At 58.7% G+C, this 24,331-nt stretch carries 21 protein-coding genes; 16 read left to right on the top strand and 5 right to left on the bottom strand.

The window, feature by feature from the left end:
* The first annotated feature begins 5 nt into the window (after window positions 1-5).
* The 5 genes from rsxC to A3224_RS03100 all read left to right on the top strand — a co-directional run bounded on the left by rsxC (window position 6) and on the right by A3224_RS03100 (window position 5,609).
* Window positions 6-2,081: an electron transport complex subunit RsxC gene (rsxC, locus tag A3224_RS03120; protein ID WP_082817587.1), complete on the top strand. Its 2,076-nt coding sequence runs from the start codon at window positions 6-8 to the stop codon at window positions 2,079-2,081.
* A gap of 97 nt (window positions 2,082-2,178) precedes the next feature.
* Window positions 2,179-3,237, top strand: a complete 1,059-nt coding sequence (gene rsxD / locus A3224_RS03115) for an electron transport complex subunit RsxD (protein WP_067151352.1) — start codon at window positions 2,179-2,181, stop codon at window positions 3,235-3,237.
* Window positions 3,237-3,911, top strand: a complete 675-nt coding sequence (rsxG, locus tag A3224_RS03110; RefSeq protein ID WP_067151349.1) for an electron transport complex subunit RsxG — start codon at window positions 3,237-3,239, stop codon at window positions 3,909-3,911. Before rsxD ends, rsxG begins: the two co-directional genes overlap by 1 nt.
* Window positions 3,911-4,621: an electron transport complex subunit E gene (locus A3224_RS03105; RefSeq protein WP_156481519.1), complete on the top strand. Its 711-nt coding sequence runs from the start codon at window positions 3,911-3,913 to the stop codon at window positions 4,619-4,621. The genes rsxG and A3224_RS03105 overlap by 1 nt, the downstream gene beginning before the upstream one ends.
* Before the next feature lie 280 nt (window positions 4,622-4,901).
* Window positions 4,902-5,609, top strand: a complete 708-nt coding sequence (locus tag A3224_RS03100) for a TetR/AcrR family transcriptional regulator (RefSeq protein ID WP_067151343.1) — start codon at window positions 4,902-4,904, stop codon at window positions 5,607-5,609.
* A gap of 77 nt (window positions 5,610-5,686) precedes the next feature.
* On the opposite strand, the gene A3224_RS03095 is transcribed toward A3224_RS03100, so the two are convergent.
* Together A3224_RS03095 and A3224_RS03090 are read right to left on the bottom strand one after the other, a co-directional pair.
* On the bottom strand, window positions 5,687-6,829 hold the full coding sequence (locus A3224_RS03095) for an SO2930 family diheme c-type cytochrome (RefSeq protein ID WP_067151340.1): 1,143 nt from the start codon (window positions 6,827-6,829) through the stop codon (window positions 5,687-5,689).
* Window positions 6,822-8,135: a parallel beta-helix domain-containing protein gene (locus A3224_RS03090; RefSeq protein ID WP_067151337.1), complete on the bottom strand. Its 1,314-nt coding sequence runs from the start codon at window positions 8,133-8,135 to the stop codon at window positions 6,822-6,824. The genes A3224_RS03095 and A3224_RS03090 overlap by 8 nt, the downstream gene beginning before the upstream one ends.
* 279 nt (window positions 8,136-8,414) lie before the next feature.
* Between A3224_RS03090 and A3224_RS03085 the strand changes: the two genes are divergently transcribed.
* Window positions 8,415-8,903 (top strand): hypothetical protein, encoded by a 489-nt coding sequence (locus A3224_RS03085; RefSeq protein ID WP_067151334.1) that lies wholly within the window; start codon window positions 8,415-8,417, stop codon window positions 8,901-8,903.
* Window positions 8,904-8,936: 33 nt separating this feature from the next.
* Here the strand turns inward: A3224_RS03085 and A3224_RS03080 are convergent, their stop codons facing one another.
* Together A3224_RS03080 and A3224_RS03070 are read right to left on the bottom strand one after the other, a co-directional pair.
* Entirely contained in the window at window positions 8,937-9,551 is a 615-nt protein-coding gene (locus A3224_RS03080) for a Yip1 family protein (RefSeq protein WP_323054041.1), read from the bottom strand.
* 387 nt (window positions 9,552-9,938) lie between these two features.
* Window positions 9,939-11,009 carry a branched-chain amino acid aminotransferase gene (locus tag A3224_RS03070; protein ID WP_067151325.1) on the bottom strand — a complete coding sequence of 357 codons (1,071 nt, stop codon included), beginning with the start codon at window positions 11,007-11,009 and terminating at the stop codon, window positions 9,939-9,941.
* A gap of 596 nt (window positions 11,010-11,605) precedes the next feature.
* Between A3224_RS03070 and A3224_RS03065 the strand changes: the two genes are divergently transcribed.
* Window positions 11,606-12,904 carry an energy transducer TonB gene (locus tag A3224_RS03065; protein WP_067151322.1) on the top strand — a complete coding sequence of 433 codons (1,299 nt, stop codon included), beginning with the start codon at window positions 11,606-11,608 and terminating at the stop codon, window positions 12,902-12,904.
* 62 nt (window positions 12,905-12,966) lie between these two features.
* Here the strand turns inward: A3224_RS03065 and A3224_RS03060 are convergent, their stop codons facing one another.
* Window positions 12,967-13,515, bottom strand: a complete 549-nt coding sequence (locus tag A3224_RS03060) for a hypothetical protein (protein ID WP_156481415.1) — start codon at window positions 13,513-13,515, stop codon at window positions 12,967-12,969.
* On the opposite strand from A3224_RS03060, the gene A3224_RS03055 reads away from it, so the two are divergent.
* The 9 genes from A3224_RS03055 (at window position 13,499) to A3224_RS03015 (ending at window position 24,299) form a co-directional block, all read left to right on the top strand.
* Entirely contained in the window at window positions 13,499-14,389 is an 891-nt protein-coding gene (locus A3224_RS03055; RefSeq protein WP_156481414.1) for a hypothetical protein, read from the top strand. The two genes, A3224_RS03060 and A3224_RS03055, sit on opposite strands and share 17 nt — an antisense overlap.
* 17 nt (window positions 14,390-14,406) lie before the next feature.
* On the top strand, window positions 14,407-15,618 hold the full coding sequence (locus A3224_RS03050; RefSeq protein ID WP_139223252.1) for a hypothetical protein: 1,212 nt from the start codon (window positions 14,407-14,409) through the stop codon (window positions 15,616-15,618).
* Between the two features lie 56 nt (window positions 15,619-15,674).
* Window positions 15,675-17,231, top strand: a complete 1,557-nt coding sequence (locus A3224_RS03045) for a tetratricopeptide repeat protein (RefSeq protein ID WP_067151314.1) — start codon at window positions 15,675-15,677, stop codon at window positions 17,229-17,231.
* 259 nt (window positions 17,232-17,490) lie between these two features.
* Window positions 17,491-19,581, top strand: coding sequence for a PEGA domain-containing protein (locus A3224_RS03040; protein ID WP_067151309.1), 2,091 nt, complete (start codon window positions 17,491-17,493; stop codon window positions 19,579-19,581).
* Window positions 19,582-19,657: 76 nt separating this feature from the next.
* Window positions 19,658-19,867, top strand: a complete 210-nt coding sequence (locus tag A3224_RS03035; protein ID WP_139223251.1) for a hypothetical protein — start codon at window positions 19,658-19,660, stop codon at window positions 19,865-19,867.
* Between the two features lie 213 nt (window positions 19,868-20,080).
* Window positions 20,081-20,875 (top strand): MotA/TolQ/ExbB proton channel family protein, encoded by a 795-nt coding sequence (locus A3224_RS03030; RefSeq protein ID WP_067151304.1) that lies wholly within the window; start codon window positions 20,081-20,083, stop codon window positions 20,873-20,875.
* Between the two features lie 43 nt (window positions 20,876-20,918).
* Window positions 20,919-22,223 (top strand): hypothetical protein, encoded by a 1,305-nt coding sequence (locus tag A3224_RS03025; protein ID WP_067151301.1) that lies wholly within the window; start codon window positions 20,919-20,921, stop codon window positions 22,221-22,223.
* Window positions 22,213-23,298, top strand: a complete 1,086-nt coding sequence (locus tag A3224_RS03020) for a vWA domain-containing protein (RefSeq protein ID WP_067151298.1) — start codon at window positions 22,213-22,215, stop codon at window positions 23,296-23,298. Before A3224_RS03025 ends, A3224_RS03020 begins: the two co-directional genes overlap by 11 nt.
* Window positions 23,295-24,299 (top strand): vWA domain-containing protein, encoded by a 1,005-nt coding sequence (locus A3224_RS03015; RefSeq protein WP_067151294.1) that lies wholly within the window; start codon window positions 23,295-23,297, stop codon window positions 24,297-24,299. The genes A3224_RS03020 and A3224_RS03015 overlap by 4 nt, the downstream gene beginning before the upstream one ends.
* Window positions 24,300-24,331: the final 32 nt, after the last annotated feature.

Here is a 24,331-nt window from a genome sequence, read left to right as displayed (position 1 = left end):
AGCTGATCGCCAGCGATCAGAAGCGGCAAAAAGCCCGCGCACTGCGCCCCAACGATTTCCCCGGAGGGGTCTATCCACCGGAGAACAAGCACCAGTCTACCGGCGAACCGATCGGCAGTATTCCGTTGGCGGAGCAACTGGTGGTGCCGTTGCTGCAACATACAGGTTCCACCGCCATTCCGCTGGTCAAGTTGGGGGAGACAGTCCTGAAGGGCCAGAAAATCGCCGAGGCGGACGGGTTGATCAGTTGCAGCTTACACGCTCCCACCTCTGGCAAGGTAGTGGCCATAGAGCCGGCTGCGGTGCCACATCCGTCTGGCCTGCCGGCCGACTGCATCACTATCGACGCCGACGGTGAGGACCGCTGGTGCGAGCTGCAGCCCTGCGAGGACTTCCGCCGGTTTACGCCGGTGGAACTTCTGGAAAAGATACGCGATTGCGGTATCAGTGGCATGGGCGGCGCCGGTTTCCCCACAGCGGTCAAGCTGGACCCCCACGGCGGTGTCGAGATAGACACACTGATTATTAACGGCACCGAGTGCGAACCCTATATCACCGCCGACGATATGCTGATGCGCGAGCGCGCGGAGGAAATCATCGCCGGGGTGGAGATTATTTCCTATATCCTCGACGAGCCGGAGCGGGTGCTGATCGGCATTGAGGACAACAAACCTGAGGCCATAGCGGCGATGCGCGCGGCCGCCGAGGGCACGCGCTTTGATATTGTGGTTTTCCCCACCAAGTATCCATCCGGCGGCGAAAAGCAGCTGATCCAGATACTCACCGGGCGCGAAGTGCCCAACAAGGGGCTGCCCGCCAATGTCGGCATTGTGTGTCAAAACGTGGGCACCGCCCGCGCTGTTTACCGCGCGGTGCGCTTTGGCGAACCGCTAATCAGCCGTGTGACCACGGTGGTGGGCAAGGCGTTGGAGCGGCAACGCAATATCGAGGTTCCCATTGGCACGCCGATCAAACATATCCTCAAGGCGCACGGTGCCCACCGGGGACTGATGCAAAAGGTGATCATCGGCGGCCCCATGATGGGCTATACCATCGACGACACCAGCGCACCGGTGATCAAAACCACCAACTGCCTGCTGGTGCCCACGGTGGAAGAGCTGCCCCCAGCGCCGCCGGCCCAGGCCTGTATCCGTTGCGGTTTCTGTGCCGAGGCCTGTCCGGCGTCGCTGCTGCCGCAGCAGCTCTATTGGTATGCGCGCGCAGACGATCACGAAAAGCTACAGGCCTATAACCTGTTCGACTGTATTGAGTGCGGCTGCTGTTCCTACGTGTGCCCCAGCAGCATTCCCCTGGTGCAGTACTACCGCGCCGCCAAGGGCGATATCCGCACCGCCGAACAGGAAAAGGAAAAGGCCGACCGCGCCCGCGAACGCTTCGAGTTCCGCAAACTGCGGATGGAGCGGGCGGAGAAGGAGAAACAGGCCAAGCGGGAAGCCCGGCGCAAGGCTGCCGAGCTGGCGCGCCGACAGCGCGAGGAGAGTGGTGGCGCAGAGGCGGAAGCCGCACAAAAAGAGGCGGATCTGGTGGCCGCGGCCCTGGCGCGGGTGAAAGCCAAACAGGCATCTCCGGAACAGCAGCTGGCCCGAGCCCAACGCTCGCTCACCAGCGCGGAGGGCCGCGTAGAGCGGCTGCAACAAAAACTGGAAGCGGCGGAAGAGAAGCAGCGCGACCAGTTGGCGGCACAGCTGAAAGCCGCCGAACTCAAATTACAGGAAGCGCGGCAAAAGCTGGCCGAGGCTGAACGCCAGGCTGAAACTGCGGCCGAAGCTGGCAGAGAAAGCACTCCCGGGCAGGACGATCCCCAGGCGCGAGCGCAAAGTGCGATTGAAAAAGCCAAAGCGGCGGCCGCTGCCCGCGCCGCCATGAGCCCCGCCGAAAAGCTGGCGGGGGAGATAGACGCGCTCAAGGCTCGGGTGAAAAAGGCCCGAGCGCGGCTGGAAAAAGCCTGCTCCGCCGGGGATGCCAATGTCGAGGCATTCGAGAAAGCGCTGCAAAACCTGCAGCAGAAACTGGAAGCTAAGCTGCGCGAGCAGAAACAAGCGGGAGAGGAAAAGCAATAACTATGCACACACGCTGCCTGTGCCTGCCGAGCAGGCTGTCAGATTGTTCCATGACCGGCACTCCGCCGTCGCCGGCGCACACCAACGGGTTCCGCGTATGTCCCTGATGCGCGCCACCTCTCCCCACGCCCGTGCCGGCGACAGCACCGCCAAAGTGATGCTGCAGGTGGCAGCCGCCACCCTGCCCGGCGTGTTGGCACTGGTGATTTACTTCGGCATCGGCGTTCTGATCAATATCGCGCTCTGCAGTATCACCGCCCTCGCCTGCGAGGCGGCAATCGTAAAACTGCGCCAGCGCCCTGTCTCCTTTTACTTGAAGGACTGCAGTGCCTTCGTGACCGCGCTGCTGCTCGGTATTGCCTTGCCGCCTTACTGCCCCTGGTGGTTGCCGGTAATCGGCGCCTCTACCGCTATCGTGCTGGCCAAGCACCTGTACGGAGGCATGGGCTATAACCCTTTTAATCCGGCAATGGTGGGCTATGTGGTACTGCTGATCAGCTTCCCGGTGGATATGACCCGCTGGGTGGGGCCGGCGGAAATTATCAACGGCGCACCCGGTATCGACGAAGCACTCAGCCTGGTATTCGGTTTCGGCGGCTACAATGTGGACGGCTTTACCCGCGCCACGCCGCTGGACATAGTGCGCCTGAACGAATCGGTACTGCTGTCACAGCTGTACGCGACGGAGCCAGTGCTGGATCAAGGCACAGTTGCGGGACTTGGCTGGGAGGCGGCCAACTTCGGCTTCCTGATCGGTGGCCTTTTCCTGCTGTTTCGCCGTGTAATCACCTGGCATGCGCCTGTTGCCATGCTGGGAACCCTGGCCCTGATGTCTCTGCTTTTCTATGACAGCGGCAGTTCCCTGAGCGAAGGGTCACCGATGCTACACCTCTTCTCCGGCGCAACCATGCTCGGGGCCTTTTTTATCATCACCGATCCAGTCAGCGGTGCCACCAGCAATAAGGGGCGCCTGATCTTTGGTGCCGGTGTCGGGCTGCTGGTTTACATTATCCGCGCCTGGGGCTCCTACCCCGACGCGGTGGCCTTCGCAGTGCTGTTGATGAATTTCGCCGCCCCCACCATCGATAACTACACGCTGCCGCGCACATACGGCCACAAGTCCGCGCGCCGCGCCACCGATCTGGAGGAGCGCTGATGCTGAAACGGTCGATGGCGAGCAATGCGCTGATCCTGGGGATTTTTGCCCTGGTCACCGCCGGTACCCTCGCAGTAACCCAAATCACCACTCGCGAGCCGATTGAGCGCGCGATACGCGAGGCTTCCGCCAAGGCGCTATTGGAGATCATCCCCCTGGACCGCCACAGCAACGACATACTGGTGGATACCTATCCCATTCCCAAGGCTTATTGGAATCAGCTGGGACTGGGCACGGGCGGTGAAATCAATCTTGCGCGGGAGGAAGATGGCAGTATCTCCGCGGTCATTATCCCCGCCGTGGCGCCGGATGGTTACTCTGGACCGATTTCCCTGCTAGTGGGCGTCAACCGCGATGGCACTATAGCTGGCGTGCGAGTTACCGCTCACACCGAAACCCCCGGCTTGGGCGACAAGGTGGACCTGAAGAAGAGCGACTGGATACTGCAATTCAACGGCCTTTCCCTGCAGGACCCACCTATAGACCAGTGGAAGGTGCAAAAAGACGGCGGCGCCTTCGACCAGTTCACCGGCGCCACTATCACCCCCCGCGCAGTGGTTAACCAGGTGCGCCGGGTACTGGAGTTTATCGCCAGCCACCGCGAGGAAATTTTCAGCGCACCGGTCTCCAAGCGCGCGGTGGAAGTGGAACAGCCCGAGAAGGAGAAACAGTGATGACAGCGCCCTACGGCGAAATCAGCCGCAACGGTCTCTGGAGCAACAACCCTGCACTGGTGCAGCTGTTGGGGCTGTGCCCGTTGCTGGCGGTAACTGGTTCGGTAGTCAATGCCATCGGCCTGGGACTGGCCACCACTGGCGTACTCACCTGCTCCAACCTGGCGGTTTCCCTGGTGCGCCGGCAGATGCCAGACACGGTGCGCCTGCCCGCTTCGGTGATGATTATCGCCACCTTCGTCACCTGCGCCGAGCTGCTGATGAAAGCGTTTACCTACGAACTCTATCTGGTTCTGGGCATTTTTATTCCGCTGATTGTCACCAACTGCACCATCCTTGGCCGCGCCGATGCCTTTGCCAGCAAAAACCCGGTGCTCCCCTCGCTGGTGGATGGTTTCATGATGGGGCTAGGATTTACCCTGGTACTGATCACCATCGGCGCAGTGCGTGAAGTTCTCGGCCAGGGCACCCTGTTCGCGGACATGGATCTACTGCTGGGGCCGATGGCCTCGGACTGGACCATTTCGGTGATGGGGCCGGACTACCCCGGCTTTTTGGTTGCCGTACTGCCGCCGGGCGCCTTTTTGGTGGCAGGTCTTTTGATCGCAGCCAAAAACACCATCGACGCCAGTATCGAACGACGCCGCAGCCAGCAAATAAAAGTGATGCCGGGCGCCAAGCGGGTCAGGGTAACCGGCAAGATCACCTGATACCCAAATGCGGGCCCTCTACAGGCCCGCCATGAAATTTCTTCCCCGCACCAGAGCCATCCCCGCGACTGCCGATTGCAGAACTTTTCCTGTCGATTTTTTTCCGCGGCGAAATTCAATCCCCTCACAAATTGCCCGTGTAATGGCGTGTAATCGCCTGTAATAGCGTGTGCTTAATTGTCCCTTTTATACAGTAGCCATTTGAAGTTGTTCCGCTAGAATTGGACGCACGATCCAATTTAAAGATCGCCAGTTAACAATAAAAAATAAGGAACCCGCTATGACTATGGACATTGGAAAGTCTGAACTGGTCTATCACGGTCGTCGCGCCCAGCGCGCGGACAGCCGCCAGCGCCGCAAAGCAATACTCGAGGCGACACTGCGGCTAATCGTGAAAGAAGGTATTCGCGGTATACGCCACCGCGCCGTGGCCCGAGAGGCCAATGTTCCTCTGGCTGCCACAACCTATTATTTCAAAGACCTGACCGACCTGATCAGTGACTCTTTCACCTACTTCGTTGAGCAGGGGCTCGAGCAGACGCGCCAGCTTCAGGATGACAGCTTTGCCGCCGCCCGAAATCTCTCACCGGAAGAGCGTGCATCCGGCAACGGGCGTAAACTGCTGATTCAGCAACTGACCCGCTTTATCCTCACCCATGTGCGCGCCCAGGCCGGAGACAGGGACCGCCGCCTGATTGAGCTGGCTTTTCGCAACGAGGCGCTGCGCAACGAACAGCTGACCCGCGCCATTCGCATGGCCAACCACTCCACAGAATTGTTGATTCAGGAGTTTTTTCAGCTGCTGGGACTTACCGATCCCCAGGCTGCCGCACAGATAGTGCACGGTACTATCCTCAATCTGGAATACCAGATTATCAGCGGCGCTGTCGCCCTGGACTCACCGCTGCTGGAGCGCACCGTCACTATGATGATCAAGGCTCTAATTCCCGCCACCATTCCGGTCGCGGAACTCGAAAGGCCGGCCTGACAGACCGCCGCGGCATTGGCAGAAACAACCGCGGCGTCACTGTCATTGTACGCGGACAGCGCTGGCGCAGAGGCCACTTACGAGCAATTGCCCGGCATGGCCGCGATCCACTCCCGCAGCAGCGCCACTCCCTCCTCGTGCACTAGGCTGCGGCCCAGCTCGGGCATCATAGCGCCGGGATCTGTACTCTCCACACGGAAGGTAAGAATCGAGTCTTCCGGGTGTCCAGGCACTATCGCAAAGCGGCGATCTCCACTACCGGTACCCGCCGCCACCGGCGGCTTGCACAACCCCAGACGACGCCGATCCTGTTCACTGTGGTGCAGCATCAACCCCGAAGTATCCGCAGCCCCCGCCGGATTGTGGCAGTGGCCGCAATTGATATCCAGGTAGGCCCGAGCGCGCATTTCCAGCGGCAAGTCGGCATCCGCAAAGTCGGCGTTGCGCGGTATTGCCTCAAATGCCGGCAGACCGCTGAGATAACCGATCTGCTGCCAGTGCAATAACTGGTTCTGTGCACCACTGGCATAGGCATAGTCCTTGTTCAGATGGCGCGCACGAGGGCCCAGGGGCGCGATGGCCTTCTGGGTGTGATTGTCGGCGTGACAGCCCGCGCACTGGTTTGCATCCGGTACCACATAAGTGAATGGCTGACTCGCGCCACCGTCGCTAGCCAGCCGCATGGGGCTGGCGTCACCGGCGATCTCCAGCGTCGCGTCCGTCTGCTCGGCGTTCCAAACATAGGGCAGCGCCTGCCAGCCGTCCGCACGCTTGACCAGTACACGGGTTTCCACCAGGTGTACCCTGTCTAGTGCAAGCGCTTCACCGACCTTGCCTTCCACGTAGTCGCGGCGGTAGTCATCCGTGCGCAACACGGTACCATCCGGCCCTTTCGGGTAATAAAAGGTTTTGGTAAGCACCGTGCCCACCGGATAGTCAAAGCGCTCTTCTCCATACACTGCGGAAGTACCCGGCGGCATCCACACCGTGCGCAGTTTGTGCGCATAATCGGTAAACAGCGCCGTATTTAAATCATAGGGCGTCACGCCCCGGTTCAGGGTCAGTTCTTCGTCGATCGCTTCGACGATATGCCAGTCACTCAGCCGCTCAGGTACGGCATCGCGCGCATGTAAAGTGACGTCTTGTCTGGCTGTATCACACCCGCTCACAACAAGAGCGAAAAGCGGAGTCAACAGCAGACCGCGGATTATGTTACGCATCGGCGGCCTCGGTTTGTGCAACATCATTTTCCCCTATTGCCGGCTGATCGAACTCCAGCACAATTTGCGGCAATTTTTTCAGGCTGCAGCGGTGCGGCGATATATCGGTGGAAATATTCTTAAATCCGTTGGCAGCATCGACGTTAATAATGCCGGCATCCCCATTATCGACACATAATTTCAGGTCATCAGGAAGCTCTCCGTCGACCATTTTGGCATCGTCCATCACACCGTCCCACAAAATATCCGGCAAGCTGCCGCTCAAACCGAATTTTGCAAGCTTCAGTGCTTTTAACTCCAGGTGGTCCGGGGATTCTCCACCGCCGCTAAACTGATTGTCGTAGATATAAATTGCTTCCGGATAGGGGTCAAAGGATTCCTGAGTAGACTTGTCACTGTAGTAACCGGCAGTAAAAAAGCTGCTCACAATAATGTTGGCTGTGTCGTTATCGGAAATTTCGTTGTTGAAAATTTCCACCTTATCGTTGGAATTAATCACGATACCAGAACCCGCGGGTACCGAGGCAACCGGCGTACCCTCGTGGCCGAAGTTTTCCGTGTTGTTTGCAAACACTTTGTTGTTGAATACACGGGTACTGTGACCGGGCTGCGGCAGGTTGGGCATATTGAAAACCAGTATGCCGCCGGTATTGTTAGTAGCTACATTGTCATAGACATCCGCACCGATCGTGTTTTCTATTTCGATACCAGCTACGTTGTACTCCGCGCGGTTGTTACGGACGATCACATTTTTTGACTGCCCCACGTAGATACCGGCATCTGAGGCGCCTTTAACCACTGTACCCTCCACCAAGGTATTTTGTGTCTGTACCGGATAAATACCGTAGGCGCCATTTTCCGTAGCGGGACCGTTGGTCCACTCGACGCGGATATTGCGGATAATGATGTTCTCACCCTCGTTTACCTTCAGGGCATCGCCGATGGTGTCCTCCAGAGCCAGGTCTTCAATCGTGAAATTACTCGCACTCACCAATAGGCCTTCAGCGCCCTGAATCTGATCCTTGAAGGAGAGGATGGTTTTATCCATACCGGCACCGCGGATGGTCACATTGTCTACGTTCAGGGAAAGACTGCGGTTGAGAGAGAAATTGCCGGCGGGCAGTTCGATGACATCACCGGGCTTGGCGGAAATCAGTTTTTTGAGGAGTTGCTTCTGAAAATCAGCGGAGGCAGATGCCTGAGGGGAATCAGCCTCACCGGCTTTCTTTTCCGGGGAACAGGCCGTGGCCAGTACAAGGGCCAACGCCACGCCCGCTATCCCCCTGATATGGGCTGCTGTCTTCATGGTGTTTTCCTTTTATTCGAGTTATTTCGGATGACAGCGCAACGCTACCGGGAAATCTGGCATTAATAAGTACGTTTGTACCAATTAAGCCGCGCAAAAAATAGCTGGCTGCCAGCGTGAACTGATACTATCCAATCGGTCATAGGGCATCAAGGCACTTTCCGGACTGTACCGTTTCCACTTGCCCCCGCCAGCCGGCACCTGTAGTGTCACTACCGGTCCCCCGTGCATGCGCCGTTTTGCAAAAAAATGGTCGGCCGCTAATACACACTGTAAAAAATGAAACGCATTGCCCTCTCTTTAGCAGCGCTCATCACCATCACCCCTGCCCTCAGCGCATTGGCGGTGGAAACCCTTCAGTTGAAAATTGTGACTCCCAGTGGAGACAGCTATGAAGTGCAACAGGCGCTGGGGAAAGAATTTGAATCTTTCGCCTCGGGTGTTATTACCGCTGAAACGGCGCCGCGGGAATATTTGGCGATCCGCTGCGACGGTCCCTGGGGGGCGACCAAATACCGCGTTCCGCTCCACAGCGGTCCTGGTTATCTGCTACGCGCAAAAGGGAAGCGACTATTGCTGCAAATTGTGGAGCATGTGGTGATCAGCGAGGACGAAACAATCGCGGCAATGTCTGTACATTGCATTGATACTAAACCGCGACAAGTTGTGAAATCCGTGGCAGAAGTTGAATTGGAAAGAGGCAGTTCCGCGACGCAGCGATTGCAGCTGGCCAATGATTACCTGCTGGAGTACCACTATACGCCATAACAGGCAGGGCCGAAGCCCCACCCGATTGCCAGATCAGTGAAATACCGGGGCGGCGACAAAACTCCAAAAAAGCACTGTCCCCACCATTACCATCACCGCCACCACAAGGGAGACAGTGACGATCGCGCTGGAGAACAGAAAACCCCGCTCTTCGGACACCCCCATCACAATCGGTATCCCGAGGTACAGCAGATAAACGGCGTAAGCGGCCGCTATCGTGGCGAGCAGGATATCCAGCCACAGCACCGGATAAAAACCGGCGGCTCCCGCGATAAAAATCGGTGTCGCGGTAAAACCGGCAATAACCATTCCCTTCATTGGATACGACTTGGCACCGTAAGTCTTGGCCATCCAATGAATAAAATAACCGACGGCCACCACGGCGAAAACCATGGTGCAGTAGAAAACCGCCACCAGGGATAACGCGCTGTTGCTGGTGATACGGACCGGATCGCCACCGTCGATACTCCACCCTACTCTGGTAGTGCCGAAATACCAGGCCAATGCCGGCAACAGTGCCAGCACAATAACGTAGGGGATCTGCCTGCGAAGGTTTTTTTCCGGCAAACTGCCGATCAGTTGCCACTGCTTGCGCGGCTGTATCAACAACCCGAACATATGGATCAACATCCCGATTTCCTCACTCATTGCAAGGAACCCTGGGTGCGACCTGAGAAGTTTCCAAAATACCGTTATGTGTGCCCCTATCTGTGTCTGTCGGCCACAATCAGGCGCGCACCTTGTTTTTCAGAAACTTCCGACTTGCTCAATTTGATCTGGGAACTACTTGTCAAAATGAGGAATACCGCTAAAAGGCCATTCCCTGAGTTCCAGTTCATTTTTTATTGTGTCGATACAGTTGTAGAAAGTTCGGTCACGCAAGTCAACGACTGCACAGAGATTGGCATCAATGATTGCAATTTCGTTTCTACAGGAAACAGCTACGGGAAGAAAAGTAATATTAATTGCCCCTCCGGGGCGCATAAAATAATGCCGCATGCGCATACCGCCGCGCCTGCGGCATCATAGACGGAGTCAGTCAATACTGACCACTTCCACCGGATGCATCCAGCCGAACTTGTCCTCGGCCCGGCCCTCTTGAATATCCAGTAGCATCTGGCGCAGGCGCTCCGCCACCGGACCGGGGGCTTTCGCCAGGGGGTATTCCCTGCCGCCATCGCCGAACAGGCTAATCGGGCTGACAATGGCGGCGGTACCGCAGGCAAAGGCTTCATCGCAACTGCCCTCCGCCACCTGCCCCAGCAATTCGTCGATATCAATGGCGCGCTCATGCACCGTGTAACCCATGTCCCGGGCCAGGTCGATCAGGGAGTCCCGGGTAACGCCTTCCAAGATCGATCCGCTCAGTGCCGGGGTATGTAATTCCCCATTGATAACCGCAAAGAAATTCATACCAGACAATTCGTCCACCGTATTGCGGTTGCCTGGGTTCAGCCACAGGGATTGGTCGTAGCCGCGCTCCTTGAGACGCGCGACGCTGCGCAGTGATGCGGCGTAATTGCCGCCCACCTTGGCGTCTCCGGTCCCCCCCAGTGCGGCACGACTGTCTTCGCGCTCCACCCAAAGGCGCATATTGCCGGCGTGGTAGGCTTCTGACGGGCTGGCGATCACATAGAATTCATAGGAGGTGCTGGCGGAAACGCTTAAATCCGCCTGGGTGCCAAACAGGAAGGGGCGCAAATAGAGAGACTCTCCGCTGGTAGCTGGCACCAGGTTGGCGCAGTAAGCGGTAACCGTACGCACACCGTCCATAAACAGCGCCTCCGGCACCGGTGGCATGCACAAGCGCGCGGCGGAGTGCGCCATACGCGCGGCGTTGCGCTCGGGGCGGAACAGGCTGACGCCGCCCGCCTGGGTACGGTAGGCCTTCATGCCCTCAAAACAGGACTGGGCATAGTGCAATACCTTAGCTGCAGGATCCAGCGCCAGGGGCGCATAGGGGACCAGCTCCCCCTGGCTCCAGCAGCCATCCTGACAAACAGCGCGGAACATGACCGGCGCCATCACAGTGCCAAAGCCCAGTTTCTCTGGCATCTCGAATCCGCGCAGACTGGCCGCTACGGCTGGGTCTATGTATATGCTCACCGGCACCTCCTCTTATTTCAGTAGGCCGATTATGGCGCTTGCAGCACTGTAATCCAAATATCCACTCCGTTACACCGCCTTTGAACGCAAAACACAAACGGATTATCCCCAGCGCCTAGGATAAATGTTTCGGAACCCGTGACCGTTTCGTGCACCGGCGTCCCGCGCCCGGGCAAATTATTGGCAGCCCCTTTTCCGATTCCCCTCCGTTAAGCCGGTGCAAGCGCGGCAGGAGTGCTAAACCGATTAGGTGGTATTGCACCCGTTCACAAATCCTAAGCCCTGCTGTTGTGTTTCACGCCTCCGCCGCCAGGACGCGAATCGCCGTGGCTATACTGCTAAATACGCATCAGAGGCGTCAGATAACTAGTCTCTGGCGCGGACTTGCAGGCGACGACACATACTCGAACCGCACGCCGCCTACCTGCCACCGGAAATAACAGACTCCGGGCACTGTCAGGGAGTTGTGAGAGGACCACACTTTCAGGGAGAAAAAATCCGCGCGGCCAAGGCCCGGGCGGAGTTCGTGCCCGCCTTTCCGCGCCTCAGGCACGGGAAAGGGTTGTAGCAAAACATGGAACGGAAGTGGTTCAATCGTGACACAGACAGATACCAGCAACACCCTTGCTATCGGCTTGATGTTTACAGCCACAGCTCTGCTGTGTGGCAACACCCACGCGGATTCCGGTGTCTCCGAGGCCGCGGATACCTATGCCCCGCCGCCAGCCTATATCAAAGCGGCATCGACACCACTGGAGCCCCCCAAACGAAAGTTGCGGCCGTCGCAGGCCGTGGAAAGTTACCGCGAACGCATTGAGGAAATGGAAACCATGTACGGTGCCTACGGCGCCGGCATGGACGAACAGCTGCTGGGGCTCGGCACTGCCCTACAGGAAGCCGGCGCCCATGAGGAGGCCATCAGTCAATTCCGTCGCGCCATGTTGATCAGTCGGGTCAATGAGGGGCTCTATTCCCTGAGCCAGATTCCCATGATTGAACGCATGATCGAAAGTCAGATTGCGCTCAACCAGTGGGAAGAGGCCAACGACAATCAGCAATACCTCTACTGGCTGCACGCGCGCAATTACGGTGAAAAAGATCCGCGGATGTTGCCGGTGATCAACAATCTGAGCCGATGGCACCTGCAGGCCTATGTCGAAGAAAAGGGCGGCACTTTGTTTGAACACCTGATCAGTGCCACCAACCTCTACCAGCTGGCGGTGGATATCATCACCCAGAACTTCGGCGCCAACGACCTGCGCCTGGTGGAGGCCCTGCGCGGTCTCAAAGCCACCAACTACTATCTCGCCACCTATGAAGGCGAGCCCCAGCCGCCAGTCGTGGTCAATACCAGCTTCGGCAGCGGAAACGTGGATGCGCAGCGCCGCTCCAAGCTGGATCACTACCGCATGAACAGCTTCAGTTCGGGAAAAAACGCCATAGCGCGTATCGTTGATGTCTACCAGAAAAACCCGCAGTCGCCACCGGCGGCTTCCGCCAAGGCCAAGGTGGAGTTGGGTGACTGGTACATGATGTTCAATAAATGGCACTCGGCCCGGCAAACCTATGGCGAGGCCTATCAGGCACTCTGGGACAACGGTGCCACTAACCGGGAAATCGAGGATATCTTTGGCCGCCCGGCAGCGCTGCCGGCACTGCCAATGCTGGAGGAAGATCCCAACACGCCGGCGAACGCCTACGTCACCGTGGCCTACGATGTCACGGCCTTCGGCAAGGCGCGCAACATCCGCATACTGAACGCCTACCCGGAAGACCGGATTAGCATCCGCTCACGGGTCCGCAGTGTATTAAAGCGCGCCAAATTTCGACCGCGATTCGAAAACGGCGAGCCCGTGGAGACAAAAAATATTGTGCAGAGATTCGTTTTCGACTGACGCAAAGGCCCCCCAGGGAACCACTGATGAATTCGCGCTTTAGTAATAAGTATCCGGCGGAGCTACAGGGAAGTACTCGTGCGTTTTCGAAATATCCGTCCTATTGCCTGAGCGCCCCGGAACCCACCATTGGGTTCACGCGAATTAATCAGAGGTTCCCTAGATATTTGACGCCAGACTACACGCCAGAAACAAACCGCAAACAACCGCTGTTGTCGAACCAGTATTCGCGCAACACAGCCAAGTGAGTGAATGCCCAGGGCCACCGCTACAGCGAACCCCCGCCGCAACAACAACGGCGGGACATTCAGGAGAGAAACAATGACACTACGGAAAGCGGTACACAAACAGGCGCACAGGGGCACCGCCTGGCGCACATTGACATCGATAGTGGTATTGGGCGCTTTGATCGCCGGTTGCAAAAGCCAGCAGACACAGTCGCAGCCGCCGGCCCAACCATCCCCCTCACAGTCCTCAGCCAGTTCGCCTTCCCAGTCGAGCGCCTCGTCCAGCAGCAGCTCATCGAGCCGCAGCCAACCGCAAACCGCGAGCAGCATGCCATCGAGTAGCTCCGCCAACCAGCCCAGCCAGGGGATGCCGAGCGTCAGCACCGCCAGTAGTCAACCGCAATCCCTGCCGGGTATAGAATCCAGCCGTAGTGACAGCGCGGCTTCCCCCAGCGGCGCACAGGACTCCGCACCGGCCAGCTCCACCCCCGGCGACAGCATGCCAGACCCGGCGGACCGCTCCGCTAGCCCATCGGCACCGGTTTACAACGAATCCGAACAAAATCCGCGGGACAACCGCATGCCCCCTGACCCGTCCACCGATAGCCAGGGCGAGCCCCCGGAGGATATCGACTTTTCCGAGGAAGAAGCATCCGCATCTACTGCCAGCAGCACCGCCTCTGCTAGCGCCTCTGCCAGTGCCTCAGCCAGCGCTGCGAACAGTAACGACTCCGGCCAGCCCGGCGGCGCCGGCAGCCGTGGCGGTGACGCGCCCAGTGAGCCGCCCGCCACTGCCGCCGAGCGGGTCGCGGAGCTGGAGAGCCAGTTTGAATCCACCATGGCAAGCTACGACGGCATGATCCTGCGCCAGCGCGACTATGTGCGCAACCGCCCCGCCACTGCCGGGGAAGAAGGGGAGGAGCCCGCGGACGAAGCGCCACCCGGAGAGTCACTGGAAGATCTGATCGAATCCGCCGAAGCCGAATTGCCAGCGCCTCCAGGCGGCCCCGAGGGTGGCGGCCCTGGGCAGAATAATTCCAGCGGACAGGCCACCGGCCCGGGCCTGCCCACCCCCGGGCGCATGGGCGAATACGACCACAGCAACTCCCCCATCGTGGTTCCCGCGGACATTCCCAATGGCAATGATGACGACGTAGTAGCGCGTCAAATCCGCGAGGCGGCCATGCGGGAATCGGACCCGGAATTGCGGGAAAAACTGTGGGAGGAATACCGAAAATATAAAAAAGCGCAGAAGTGACCGCGGAGGACATGCGTATGTTTTTTTCCAAACCGTCTTCGTGCCGCAAACTGCTCGGAAACTGCCTGCTGCTCGTTGCTGCACTGACTGCCGGCGCCTGTACCACCACCGAAGTGCGCACCACGGCCTATACACCGCTCACCGTGGAAGACGCCACTATTCCCGAGGAGCGCCTCCTGGACGTGGGCATAGTGCAGTTCAACCCGGGCCTGGATACCGCGGAAGTCGATGAGGATCAGCTGGTGTTCCCGGAATTGCGCCAGGCGGAGTCCCGATATATCGCCGTCACTCTGGCGGAATCCCTGCAACAGAGCCTCGGCTGGGGCGCGGTGCGGGTCATTCCGAGTGAACGCACCAACATCGATGTAACCGTCACCGGCCGTATCGTGCAGTCTGATGGCGAAACCCTGACCCTAGATGTCACGGTGACTGATTCCCGAGGCCAGCGCTGGTTCAGCAAACAGTACAGCGAGCTCGCCTCCCACTACGCCTACGACCGCAAACACCCCACCAAGGGTGACGCCTTCCAGGGGATCTACAACCGCATCGCCAACGACATGCTGGCCTACCGAAAAAAGCTCTCTGACCGGCAAATCGCGGAGCTGCGCACCATCTCGGAAATGCGCTTCGCGCGCAGCTTTTCCCCCGATGCCTTTCAACGCTATCTGGTACAGGGTGAGGACGGCATCTACCGGCTGACGGCTCTGCCAGCGGAAAACGACCCCATGCTGGAACGGGTGCGCCGCATCCGCGAGCGCGACTACCTCTTCGTGGACACCCTGCAGGATTACTACGGCACCTTCGTCAAATCCATGGAAGTCCCCTACCAGGAATGGCGCGCCATGAGTTATGAAGAAACCAAGCAAATGCGCGAACTGAAGCGCAAAGCCCGCAACCACACCATCCTCGGCGCGGCAGCCATTATCGGCGGCATCGCCGCCGCCGGCTCCGGAGGCGGCAGCGCCCGCGCGGCGGGCCAGGTGGGTATTGCCGGCGGAGGCTACCTGATCAAAAGCGGCTTCGACCGCCGTGCGGAAGCCAAGATGCATATAGAAGCGCTGCAGGAATTGGGCGATTCAATAGAGGCGGAGGTGGAGCCCCAGATCGTTGAGCTGGAAGACCGCACCGTAACCCTGACCGGTACCGTGGAAAACCAATACCGCCAGTGGCGCGAGATCCTGAAACAAATTTACGAAGCGGAAACCGGCATGTTGGAAACCAGTATTTAAATACAGGACCGGACGCACCTCCGGTCCCATAAAAAAAGACAGCGAACGGCACCACAATGCAACACCGCGATCCATCCTCACAAGACAGCAGTGCCATCCAGCCCGCGGAATTTCGCTTCCCGAGCGATGAGCGCCCGCAAATGGCGCAAACTTCTCCGAGAGCAGGCAGCAAAACCCCACACCCGCAGTTTCCGGTCGCAATCACCGGAGCCCTGTTGCTTTCCGGACTGGTGGGCGTATTTTGGTTTCTGCCGCGCATAGTGGAAAAACCCACGCCCCGCTCACCGGTGCCCACCACTGCGGAACAGCCCGCAGCCAGCGCGGAGCACATTAAAGCTTCCCCATACAGCGAGGCGGAAATCGCTCAACAAAGGCGTCAGGTGCAACAGGTGCTGCAGGAAATTCTTATCCTGCAGGAGGAGCTTCAGGAAAGGCAGGTCGAGGTGTGGGCTGAGGATGCATTTGTCGCCGCCAGGACACTGGCGGAACAGGCAGACGGCATCTACCGGAAGCGCCGCTTTATGGAAGCGCTGGAAAAATACCGCGAATCCCTAACTGCATTCCAGCAACTACGCGACAGCATTCCCGAACGCATCGAAAAACATTTGGCCGAAGGTCATCATGCGCTGGACCATGGCAATGCCGAAGCCGCACACAAGGCCTTCGACCTAGTGCTGACGATTTCCCGGCAACACCCGCGCGGCGTCAAAGGCAAAGAGCGCGCGGAAAAACTGCCTCAAGTCTGGCAACACTACACGGCCGGCCAAAAGGCCTTTGCGGAAAATCGCCTCGATCAGGCGCGGGAACAACTGCAAAAAGCATTGGCAATAGACCCGCAAACGCGGCCCGCCAGCGAGCTGCTCCCGCGGGTAGAGTCCGCCATCACCGAGCGCGATTACAGTGAGGCTATGTCCACGGGCTACGCAGCCATCGCCAGCGAAGATTTCGCCTCCGCCGAAGCGGCTTTTCTGCGCGCACAAACACTGAAACCCAGCGCCACGGAACCCTCCATCGGCCTGCAGCAGGCCCGCAACGGCGCCGAGCAAAAACAAATAGAACAGCTGTTCGCCCGCGCGCGCACTCAGGAAGCCGAAGAGGATTGGCACGCAGCGCTCGATAGTTATGCCGCGCTACTAAAAAAAGACGCCAGCCTGGTGGACGCCATCACCGGCAAGGCTCGAGCCCAGGCTCGCGCACAACTCGATGACCAGCTGCGCGAACTGCTTGCGGACCCACTCAGCCTGAGCGGCAGTAAACGCAATCAATACGCGCGGCAAGTACTCGCGGACGCGCGGCGGGTAAACAACGGTATAGCCTCCTCACGGCTGCAAAAACAGATCGAGACATTGGAAAACGCTATTACCCAGGCGTTGATTCCCCGACCGGTACGCCTGCAATCGGACAGCAACACCAATGTCGCCATCTATCATGTCGGAAAGCTGGGCAATTTCGACGAGCGCGAAATCGCACTCAAACCCGGCCGCTATATTGCCGTCGGCACCCGCGAAGGCTACCGCGATGTACGACGGGAATTTACCGTGGTCCCAGGAGAGGAAATACCGACAGTCATCATTCAATGCGCTGAAAAAATAGTTGGTGCCAATAACAGCTGATCTACCGAACAGAGCCCGCACTCCACACAGTTGCTCAGAGATTGACCGCAGACAGCCAAATTTGGACAAAAGCGCCAGTCCGGTACGCGCGATAAGACGATTTTTACGCCGAATGGCGCACGAAAAATCAAAGGGATCACACCGGCAAGCTAAGCTGTAGTGCACAGTAATAGGCTCGCGGGTCGCCTCTGCACCTGCGACTGTGACTTGCACGGCATTCGCGATAAACCGATAAGTGCGCAGTAACAGGGAATCATAAATGACAGCGAAGGAAGCAGTACCCGTTCGCGGCAGCGCCCGAACAGACGATGATTTTCCGGTGATTCGCCCCGCCGACTTTACCCCCGCGCAGGTTGAATCTGGCGGCAAGAAACGCTTTTTGTCCCCGCGTGCCCTGACAGTTTCCGGCTGCCTTTTGATAAGCCTGATGATCCTGCTGTATCTGCTGATCGCCCGCTCCCTGATTTTCGAAACCCAACCCCCCGATGCCGATGTCAGTGTCAGCGGCTTCGCCCTGCCCCTGGGCGATGGGCACCTGGTACTCCCCGGAAATTACAAATACACCATCAGTGCTCCCGGCTACCGGCCCAAAAGCGGAGAAGTAGAAGTGCGAAAAGAGGGACACAGCCGCCACACCATCGCTCTGGAGCGGCTGCCGGGACACTTGCAGGTCATCAGCGATCCCCCGGTGCCGGTGCGCATACTGGTGGATGGCTCCGAAGTGGCCAGCGAAAACGGGCTGGCAAAAAATATTCCCCCCGGCCCCAAACGCATCACCCTGCTCAGCGAGCGCTATCTCCCCTTCACCCGCGAAATCGAAATCGAGGGTCTGGACAACACCCAAGAGCTGCGGGCCCAGCTCCGCCCCGCCTGGGCCAATGTGCGCATCAACAGCAACCCGCCGGGCGCCACTGTCAGCGTCGAAGGCAGGGTACTCGGCACCACTCCGCTGAACGCGGAACTGCTGCAGGGCGACAGAGTCATCCGCCTGTCGCTGCCGCGCCACAAGACGGTAGAGATTCCCGTGGCAGTTACCGCCGGGGTAGACCAGACACTGGCATCCGTGGACCTCAATGCCGCAGACGGCATAGTACATGTGGTCAGCAATCCCGTGGGCGCGAGTGTCACCGTCAACGGCGAATTCCGCGGCCATACGCCGCTCGAATTGGAACTCTCCCCCGGTAGTGAACACCGGCTGCGCTTCTTCAAAAACGGCTACGCATCGGTGGAGCGCACCATCAATGTGGATTCAGGACTGGAGCGGGATCTCAACATCACGCTCGACCCTGTATATGGCCGCGTACGAATCACCAGCAGCCCCGAAAACGCCCAGGTCTACATCGACGGCAAACTCGCCGGCACGACCGGGGAAACCTTCAATTTGCCGGCGCGCAGCCACAACATTCTGGTGCGCAAAAGCGGCTACGAGGACTTTGAGACGACGGTTATTCCCAGCGCCAAACTGGAGCAGAGCATCCGCGCCGTTTTACTCACCGCGGAAGAAGCCCGCTGGAGCAAAATACCCACAGAGATCACCCACCCGGCCGGCGGCACCATGAAGCTGATGCGCCCCAACGCCCAATTCACCATGGGGTCATCCCGCCGTGAACAGGGCCGACGCGCCAACGAAGTGCTGCGGCAAATCGCCCTCACCCGCCCTTTCTACCTCGCTGTCACCGAAGTGACCAACCGCGAATTCCGCCGCTTTAAACGCATGCACAGCTCCAGCCATGTGAATGGCATCAGTCTGGACAATGACAATCTGCCGGTAGTGAACATCAGTTGGACCGATGCCGCCCTCTTCTGCAACTGGCTGTCCGAGCGCGATGGACTGCAACCGGTATACCTGACCGAACGCGGCCGCGTGATCGGCTTCGACGGTGCCGCCACCGGGTACCGGCTGCCCACCGAAGCCGAATGGGCCTGGGCAGCGCGCTACGAGCGCGGCGCCATGCGCAAATTTCCCTGGGGCGACGACCTTCCAGTGCGGAAAAATTCCGGCAACTACGCCGACAGCCAAGCCGCCCGCCTGGTACCGGCGGTACTGCGCACCTACGACGACCGCTATGCGGCCACGGCCCCGGTGGCCAGCTTCGCGGCCAACCACCTGGGGATTTACGACCTGGGCGGCAATGTCTCCGAGTGGATTCACGACCTGTACACCATAGGCACCGGACTTTCCATGCGCCGCGAAGAAAACCCGGTGGGCCCTCAGGACGGGGATTACCACGTTATCCGCGGCTCCAGTTGGCGCCACGCGGGCCTCACGGAGCTACGCCTTGCCTATCGCGACTATGGCGCCGACCCCAGGGATGACGTCGGCTTCCGCGTGGCGCGGTGGGTAAATTAGGAAGACCGGATAAATGCGCCCCGGAACCGACAAAAGCCCCGAGCAGATAAATCAGAGGCACTCTAGGAGATATAGCGTGAAAACAACCCTATGGATGATCGGCCTACTCCTGTTGTCGGCACCGCTGGCAGCTCAGGAAAACAGCGATCAGAGTGAGAAAGAAAAAACCTTGGAAATCGCACAGGCGCAGAAAGCACAAAATGAAGAGACGGCAGACCCTGACGACTACCAGGCCTCCGAGGAAATCTCGGAAGACTTATCCGTCTCCTACCCCGTGGATATCTAGGGATGCTCTGCTGCATGCGCTTCCTGGCGGCAAAGATACCTGGTAACACGGACTCAACGACTGCACTCGCGCGCACGCCAAAAAGAGATTCCTCGGGGCAACAACGATGACTTCACACTTGGAAACAACTGTCATTTGCAGCCGGAGCAAAGCCCGGGGAAATGAACCAGCGTTTCCCCGACAGGCTGCGACACAGCCACACAGAGCAACACTATGAAATTCAAATCATCCGATTTTGTTTTCCAGCTGTTTGCCCTTCTGGGCGCAATCATACTGGTGCACGCCATCTACGTGGCCATTATCCGCCCCAATGCGGATGCCCTTATCGAGGAACAGCTGGCCCGCGAAGCCGCCGGTGAAACCTACGTGCAGCAGCGCTCCCTTTACATCGTCATGCGCGACTACGAGCAAGAGGCCTGTTTCGTATTGATGCTCTGGGCACTGGCGATCATGGGGCTGAAAGCCCAGCGCAGCATACGCGAGCGACAACTGCTGGACAAAGCGCTGCTCAATGTCAGCGAGGGCACCCCCATTCTCCCGGAAGACACCCGAGACCTGTCCCGGCCGATTCAAGCGCTGCCAGAGGAAGAGCGGAGCTTCCTGCTGCCCCGGGCGCTGCTGACCGCGCTGCAACGATTCGGCTCCACGAAAAATGTCGCCGCCGTGTCCAACTCCATCAAGGAGGTCTGCGACACGGAAGCGGACCGGCTGGACAGCGAACTGGCGATGGTCCGCTACATCACCTGGGCCATTCCCTCCATCGGATTTATCGGCACGGTGCGCGGTATCGGCGAGGCCCTGTCCCAGGCCCATCGCGCGGTGGAGGGCGATATCGCTGGCGTCACCGTCAGTCTCGGCGTTGCCTTTAATTCCACCTTCGTCGCACTAGTGATCAGCATCATCATCATGTTCTTCACGCATCAGCTGCAGCTAATGCAGGAGCGGCTGGTGTTGGACACGCAAAACTACTGCGACAACAACCTCCTCAGGTTCTTAAAAGTGAGTTGACTATCAGGGCGCCACTGCGCCCCAAAGGAAAGGAAACCACCCTATGACCCAAGGCGTACTGGAAATCAACGACTGTGGTCTGCGCGTATTCAGCGGTACCGACGAAGTCCTCGACAGCCCCGGTGTAGCGGTGATCGACAACCAACAAATACTGGTGGGAACTGCCGCGCTCATGCGCGCGCGCAGCCATCCCACCCAGGTCAACAATCAGTTCTGGCGCCGCCTGAGCCTGGAATCTCTGAAATCCGACAACGCCCGCTGTCGTCACCATGCGGACCTAGCCTACTGCCACCTGCAGGACATCGCCGAACACTGTGATTTACCGCAAGAAGTAGTACTCGCGGTGCCAGGCAATTTCACCCGCGAGCAACTGGCGCTGCTTCTCGGCATCGTCAACGAAAGCCCGGTCAACGCCGTGGGCCTGGTGGACGCGGCCACTGCCTGCATCAGCGCAGTGGCGCCCCGTGGCGTGCATCTGCACGTGGAACTACAGCGCCACCAGACACTGGTCAGCCGCATTGCCGTACATGAGCAGGCGGAACTGGACATCGCCGAGGCGATCGGCGATTCCGGCCTGCAAAATTTCCAGGACGCCTGGGCCCGGGTTTTCACCGATGCCTTCATTATGCAGTGCCGCTTCGACCCGCTGCATTCCGCCGAGGTGGAACAACAGCTCTACGATCTAATGCCTCAATGGGTAAGCCGGGCCATGCGCCAGGGCGAGGTAATGGCGGAACTGGACGACCGCACAGCCAAGGTGAGCCTGCGTCAATTACAAGACGCCTGCGCCCCCATATTGTCCCGGGTGCGCGCCATGACTGAAAACCTCGCTGAAGAAAACAGCATCGTCTTTGTCTCACACCGCTGGGCGGAAATTCCCGGCGGAGCCCAACTAACCGGGCGCATCCACTTGCTGCCACACAATTGCGTGGCTCTGTCAGTGACCAAACACTGGGAGGAAATTTACAGCGAAACCCCCGCCCTGCGCCTGGTCAACGCGCTGAGCGCGGCGCCGGCCACCGAGGTGGCGGTGCAGATCAACACTGCCGCCGAAACCGCGGCGACGCACCTCTTATTCGGGCACCGCGCCCTGGCGGCGCGGCAACCGCTGTTTGTCTACAGCAAGGGGAACAAACTCAACATCACCCCCACACCGCCAGACCACCCCGCCGCCACCGTCACCAACCACGCGGGCCGGTTGGCCCTGCGGGTGGATGCCGGCACACGGCTGATGCTGAACGGCGAGGAGATCGCCGCGCCCGTCAATCTGAGCGCGGGCGACAGAATCGGTGTACCGGATCACGATGAAGTGATCACCGCAATCAGTGTGGAGCATTATGGCGCGTAAAAAAAACCGGCGGTTCTCCACATTCAGCCTGTCGTTCCTAGACATTATGTCCTGCGGCTTTGGCGCAGTGGCACTGATATTCCTGATCATCAAACACGGTTCCGATCACGACATAGAGGCGCAAAACGAGGATCTGGCAGCGGAGGTCAACCTGCTGCAGGAGGAAGTGACTTTCGGGCGCGAGCACCTGGTATTGGCCCGTAACGCACTGGATGTGGTCAGCGATGAATTGGCCCAGACCCAGGGACTGGCACGGCGCATTCTCGAACAGATAGAAGCGGTCAAAGGCAATATCGCCGAGATCGACAGCAGCGACGACGAAGAGGATATCCAGCGGCTGCGGGAAAAACTGAAACAACTCCAGGAGGCCAAGAAAAATCTCGAGGAGGAAAACGAACAGCTCGGCAATAATGTACGCAAGTTCATAGGAGACGGCGATCGGCAATACCTCACCGGCCTGCGCTTGGGCGGCAACCGCATACTGATATTGTTGGATTCCTCCGCCAGCATGCTGGGGGACGAACTTATCAAAGTCATCCGCGCCCGCAATATGTCCTCACGTGTCAAGCGCCAGACAGAAAAATGGCGCCGCGCCCTGGACACCGTATCCTGGCTTACCGCACAGTTTCCCCACGAAAGTCAGTACCAGATTTACACTTTTAATACCGGTTTCCGCGCCGCCATTCCCGGCACGGAAGACCGCTGGTTGAATGTGGACGACCGCGACCAGTTGGACAGAGCCATCAAAGAATTGGATAAATTAGTGCCCGAAGGCGGCACCAGCCTGGAGCGGATATTCAACGCCGTCAACGCTATGAACCCGCTGCCGGACAATATCATTCTGATTACCGATGGCCTGCCTACCCAAGGCATGAAGCCACCCCGCAGCAGCACGATTTCCGGAAAGGACAGGCGCCAACTCTTCCGGCGCGCAGTCAAGGTTCTACCGAAAAACGTGCCGATCAACGTCATTCTCGCACCGATGGAAGGCGACCCTTTTGCCGCCAGTGAATTCTGGAAACTGGCCGCACAAACCCAGGGCTCCTTTATTGCGCCTTCGAGGGACTGGCCATGAGACGCAACCGCCGCAAAAGAGGTCAGGAAGAATTCAGCGTTTCATTTCTCGACGTCATCTGCTGTGGCTTTGGCGCCATAGTGCTGTTGCTGATGATCGCCAAAACGGTGGAACCGATAGTGCTCGAGGAGGCCGAGCTGGACCTCGACGGGCAGGTAAAGGAACTGCAGCGCCAGCTGGCAGAAATCCGCGGTGAAACCAGTGTGCTCAATCGAGATCTCAACGCCAAGCGCGAACAGCTGGATATAGAACGCAAGCGTATCGCCCAGCTGCGCGGTGAGCTGGAGACGCTGCAGGCCCTTTACGCGCGCAAGACGGAGGGGGAAAGCGAGCAGGGCAAACTCAAAGGCGAGCTGACAGTGGCCCTGCAAACACTAACCGAAGAAATGCGCCGCCTTTTAGGGGAAAACCATCAGCGCAAAAACAGTGTGATCGGCGGTATTCCCGTGGATAGTGAATACATCCTGTTCATCATCGACACCTCCGGCAGTATGTTCAACTACGGCTGGGACAGAATGATGGAGGAAATGGTCAACACCCTCGACATCTATCCCAACGTGAAAGGCATACAGGTAATGAACGATATGGGGGACTATATGTTCTCCAACTATCGCGGCAAATGGATTCCCGACACACCGGGGCGCCGCCAAGCCATTCTCAAGCGCCTGCGCTCCTGGAACCCCTTCAGTAACTCCAGCCCAGTGGAAGGCATTCAAAAGGCGGTGCGCAGCTTCTACGACCCGGACAAAAAAATCAGTATCTACGTACTGGGAGACGAGTTTACCGGCAAATCCATCCGCAACGTCATGCTGGCAGTGGACAGAGTCAACGCCCAGCATGGAGAAGGCAAACGCAATGTGCGCATACACGCGATTGGATTTCCCATACAGTTTTCCCGCCCGCCTCATCTACAGACCACGGGATTGCGGTTCGCCGCGTTGATGCGCGAACTCACCTATAGAAATGGCGGCACTTTTGTGGGGTTGAACGATTTCCGATAACTGGCTATTGCCAGGTCTATCAGTTATTGAGG

Origin of the sequence: Microbulbifer thermotolerans, assembly GCF_001617625.1 — a bacterium.
Classification (GTDB): domain Bacteria; phylum Pseudomonadota; class Gammaproteobacteria; order Pseudomonadales; family Cellvibrionaceae; genus Microbulbifer; species Microbulbifer thermotolerans.
The sequence above is the reverse complement of the archived record's forward strand: the minus strand, read 5'-3'. Positions and strand labels throughout refer to the sequence as shown.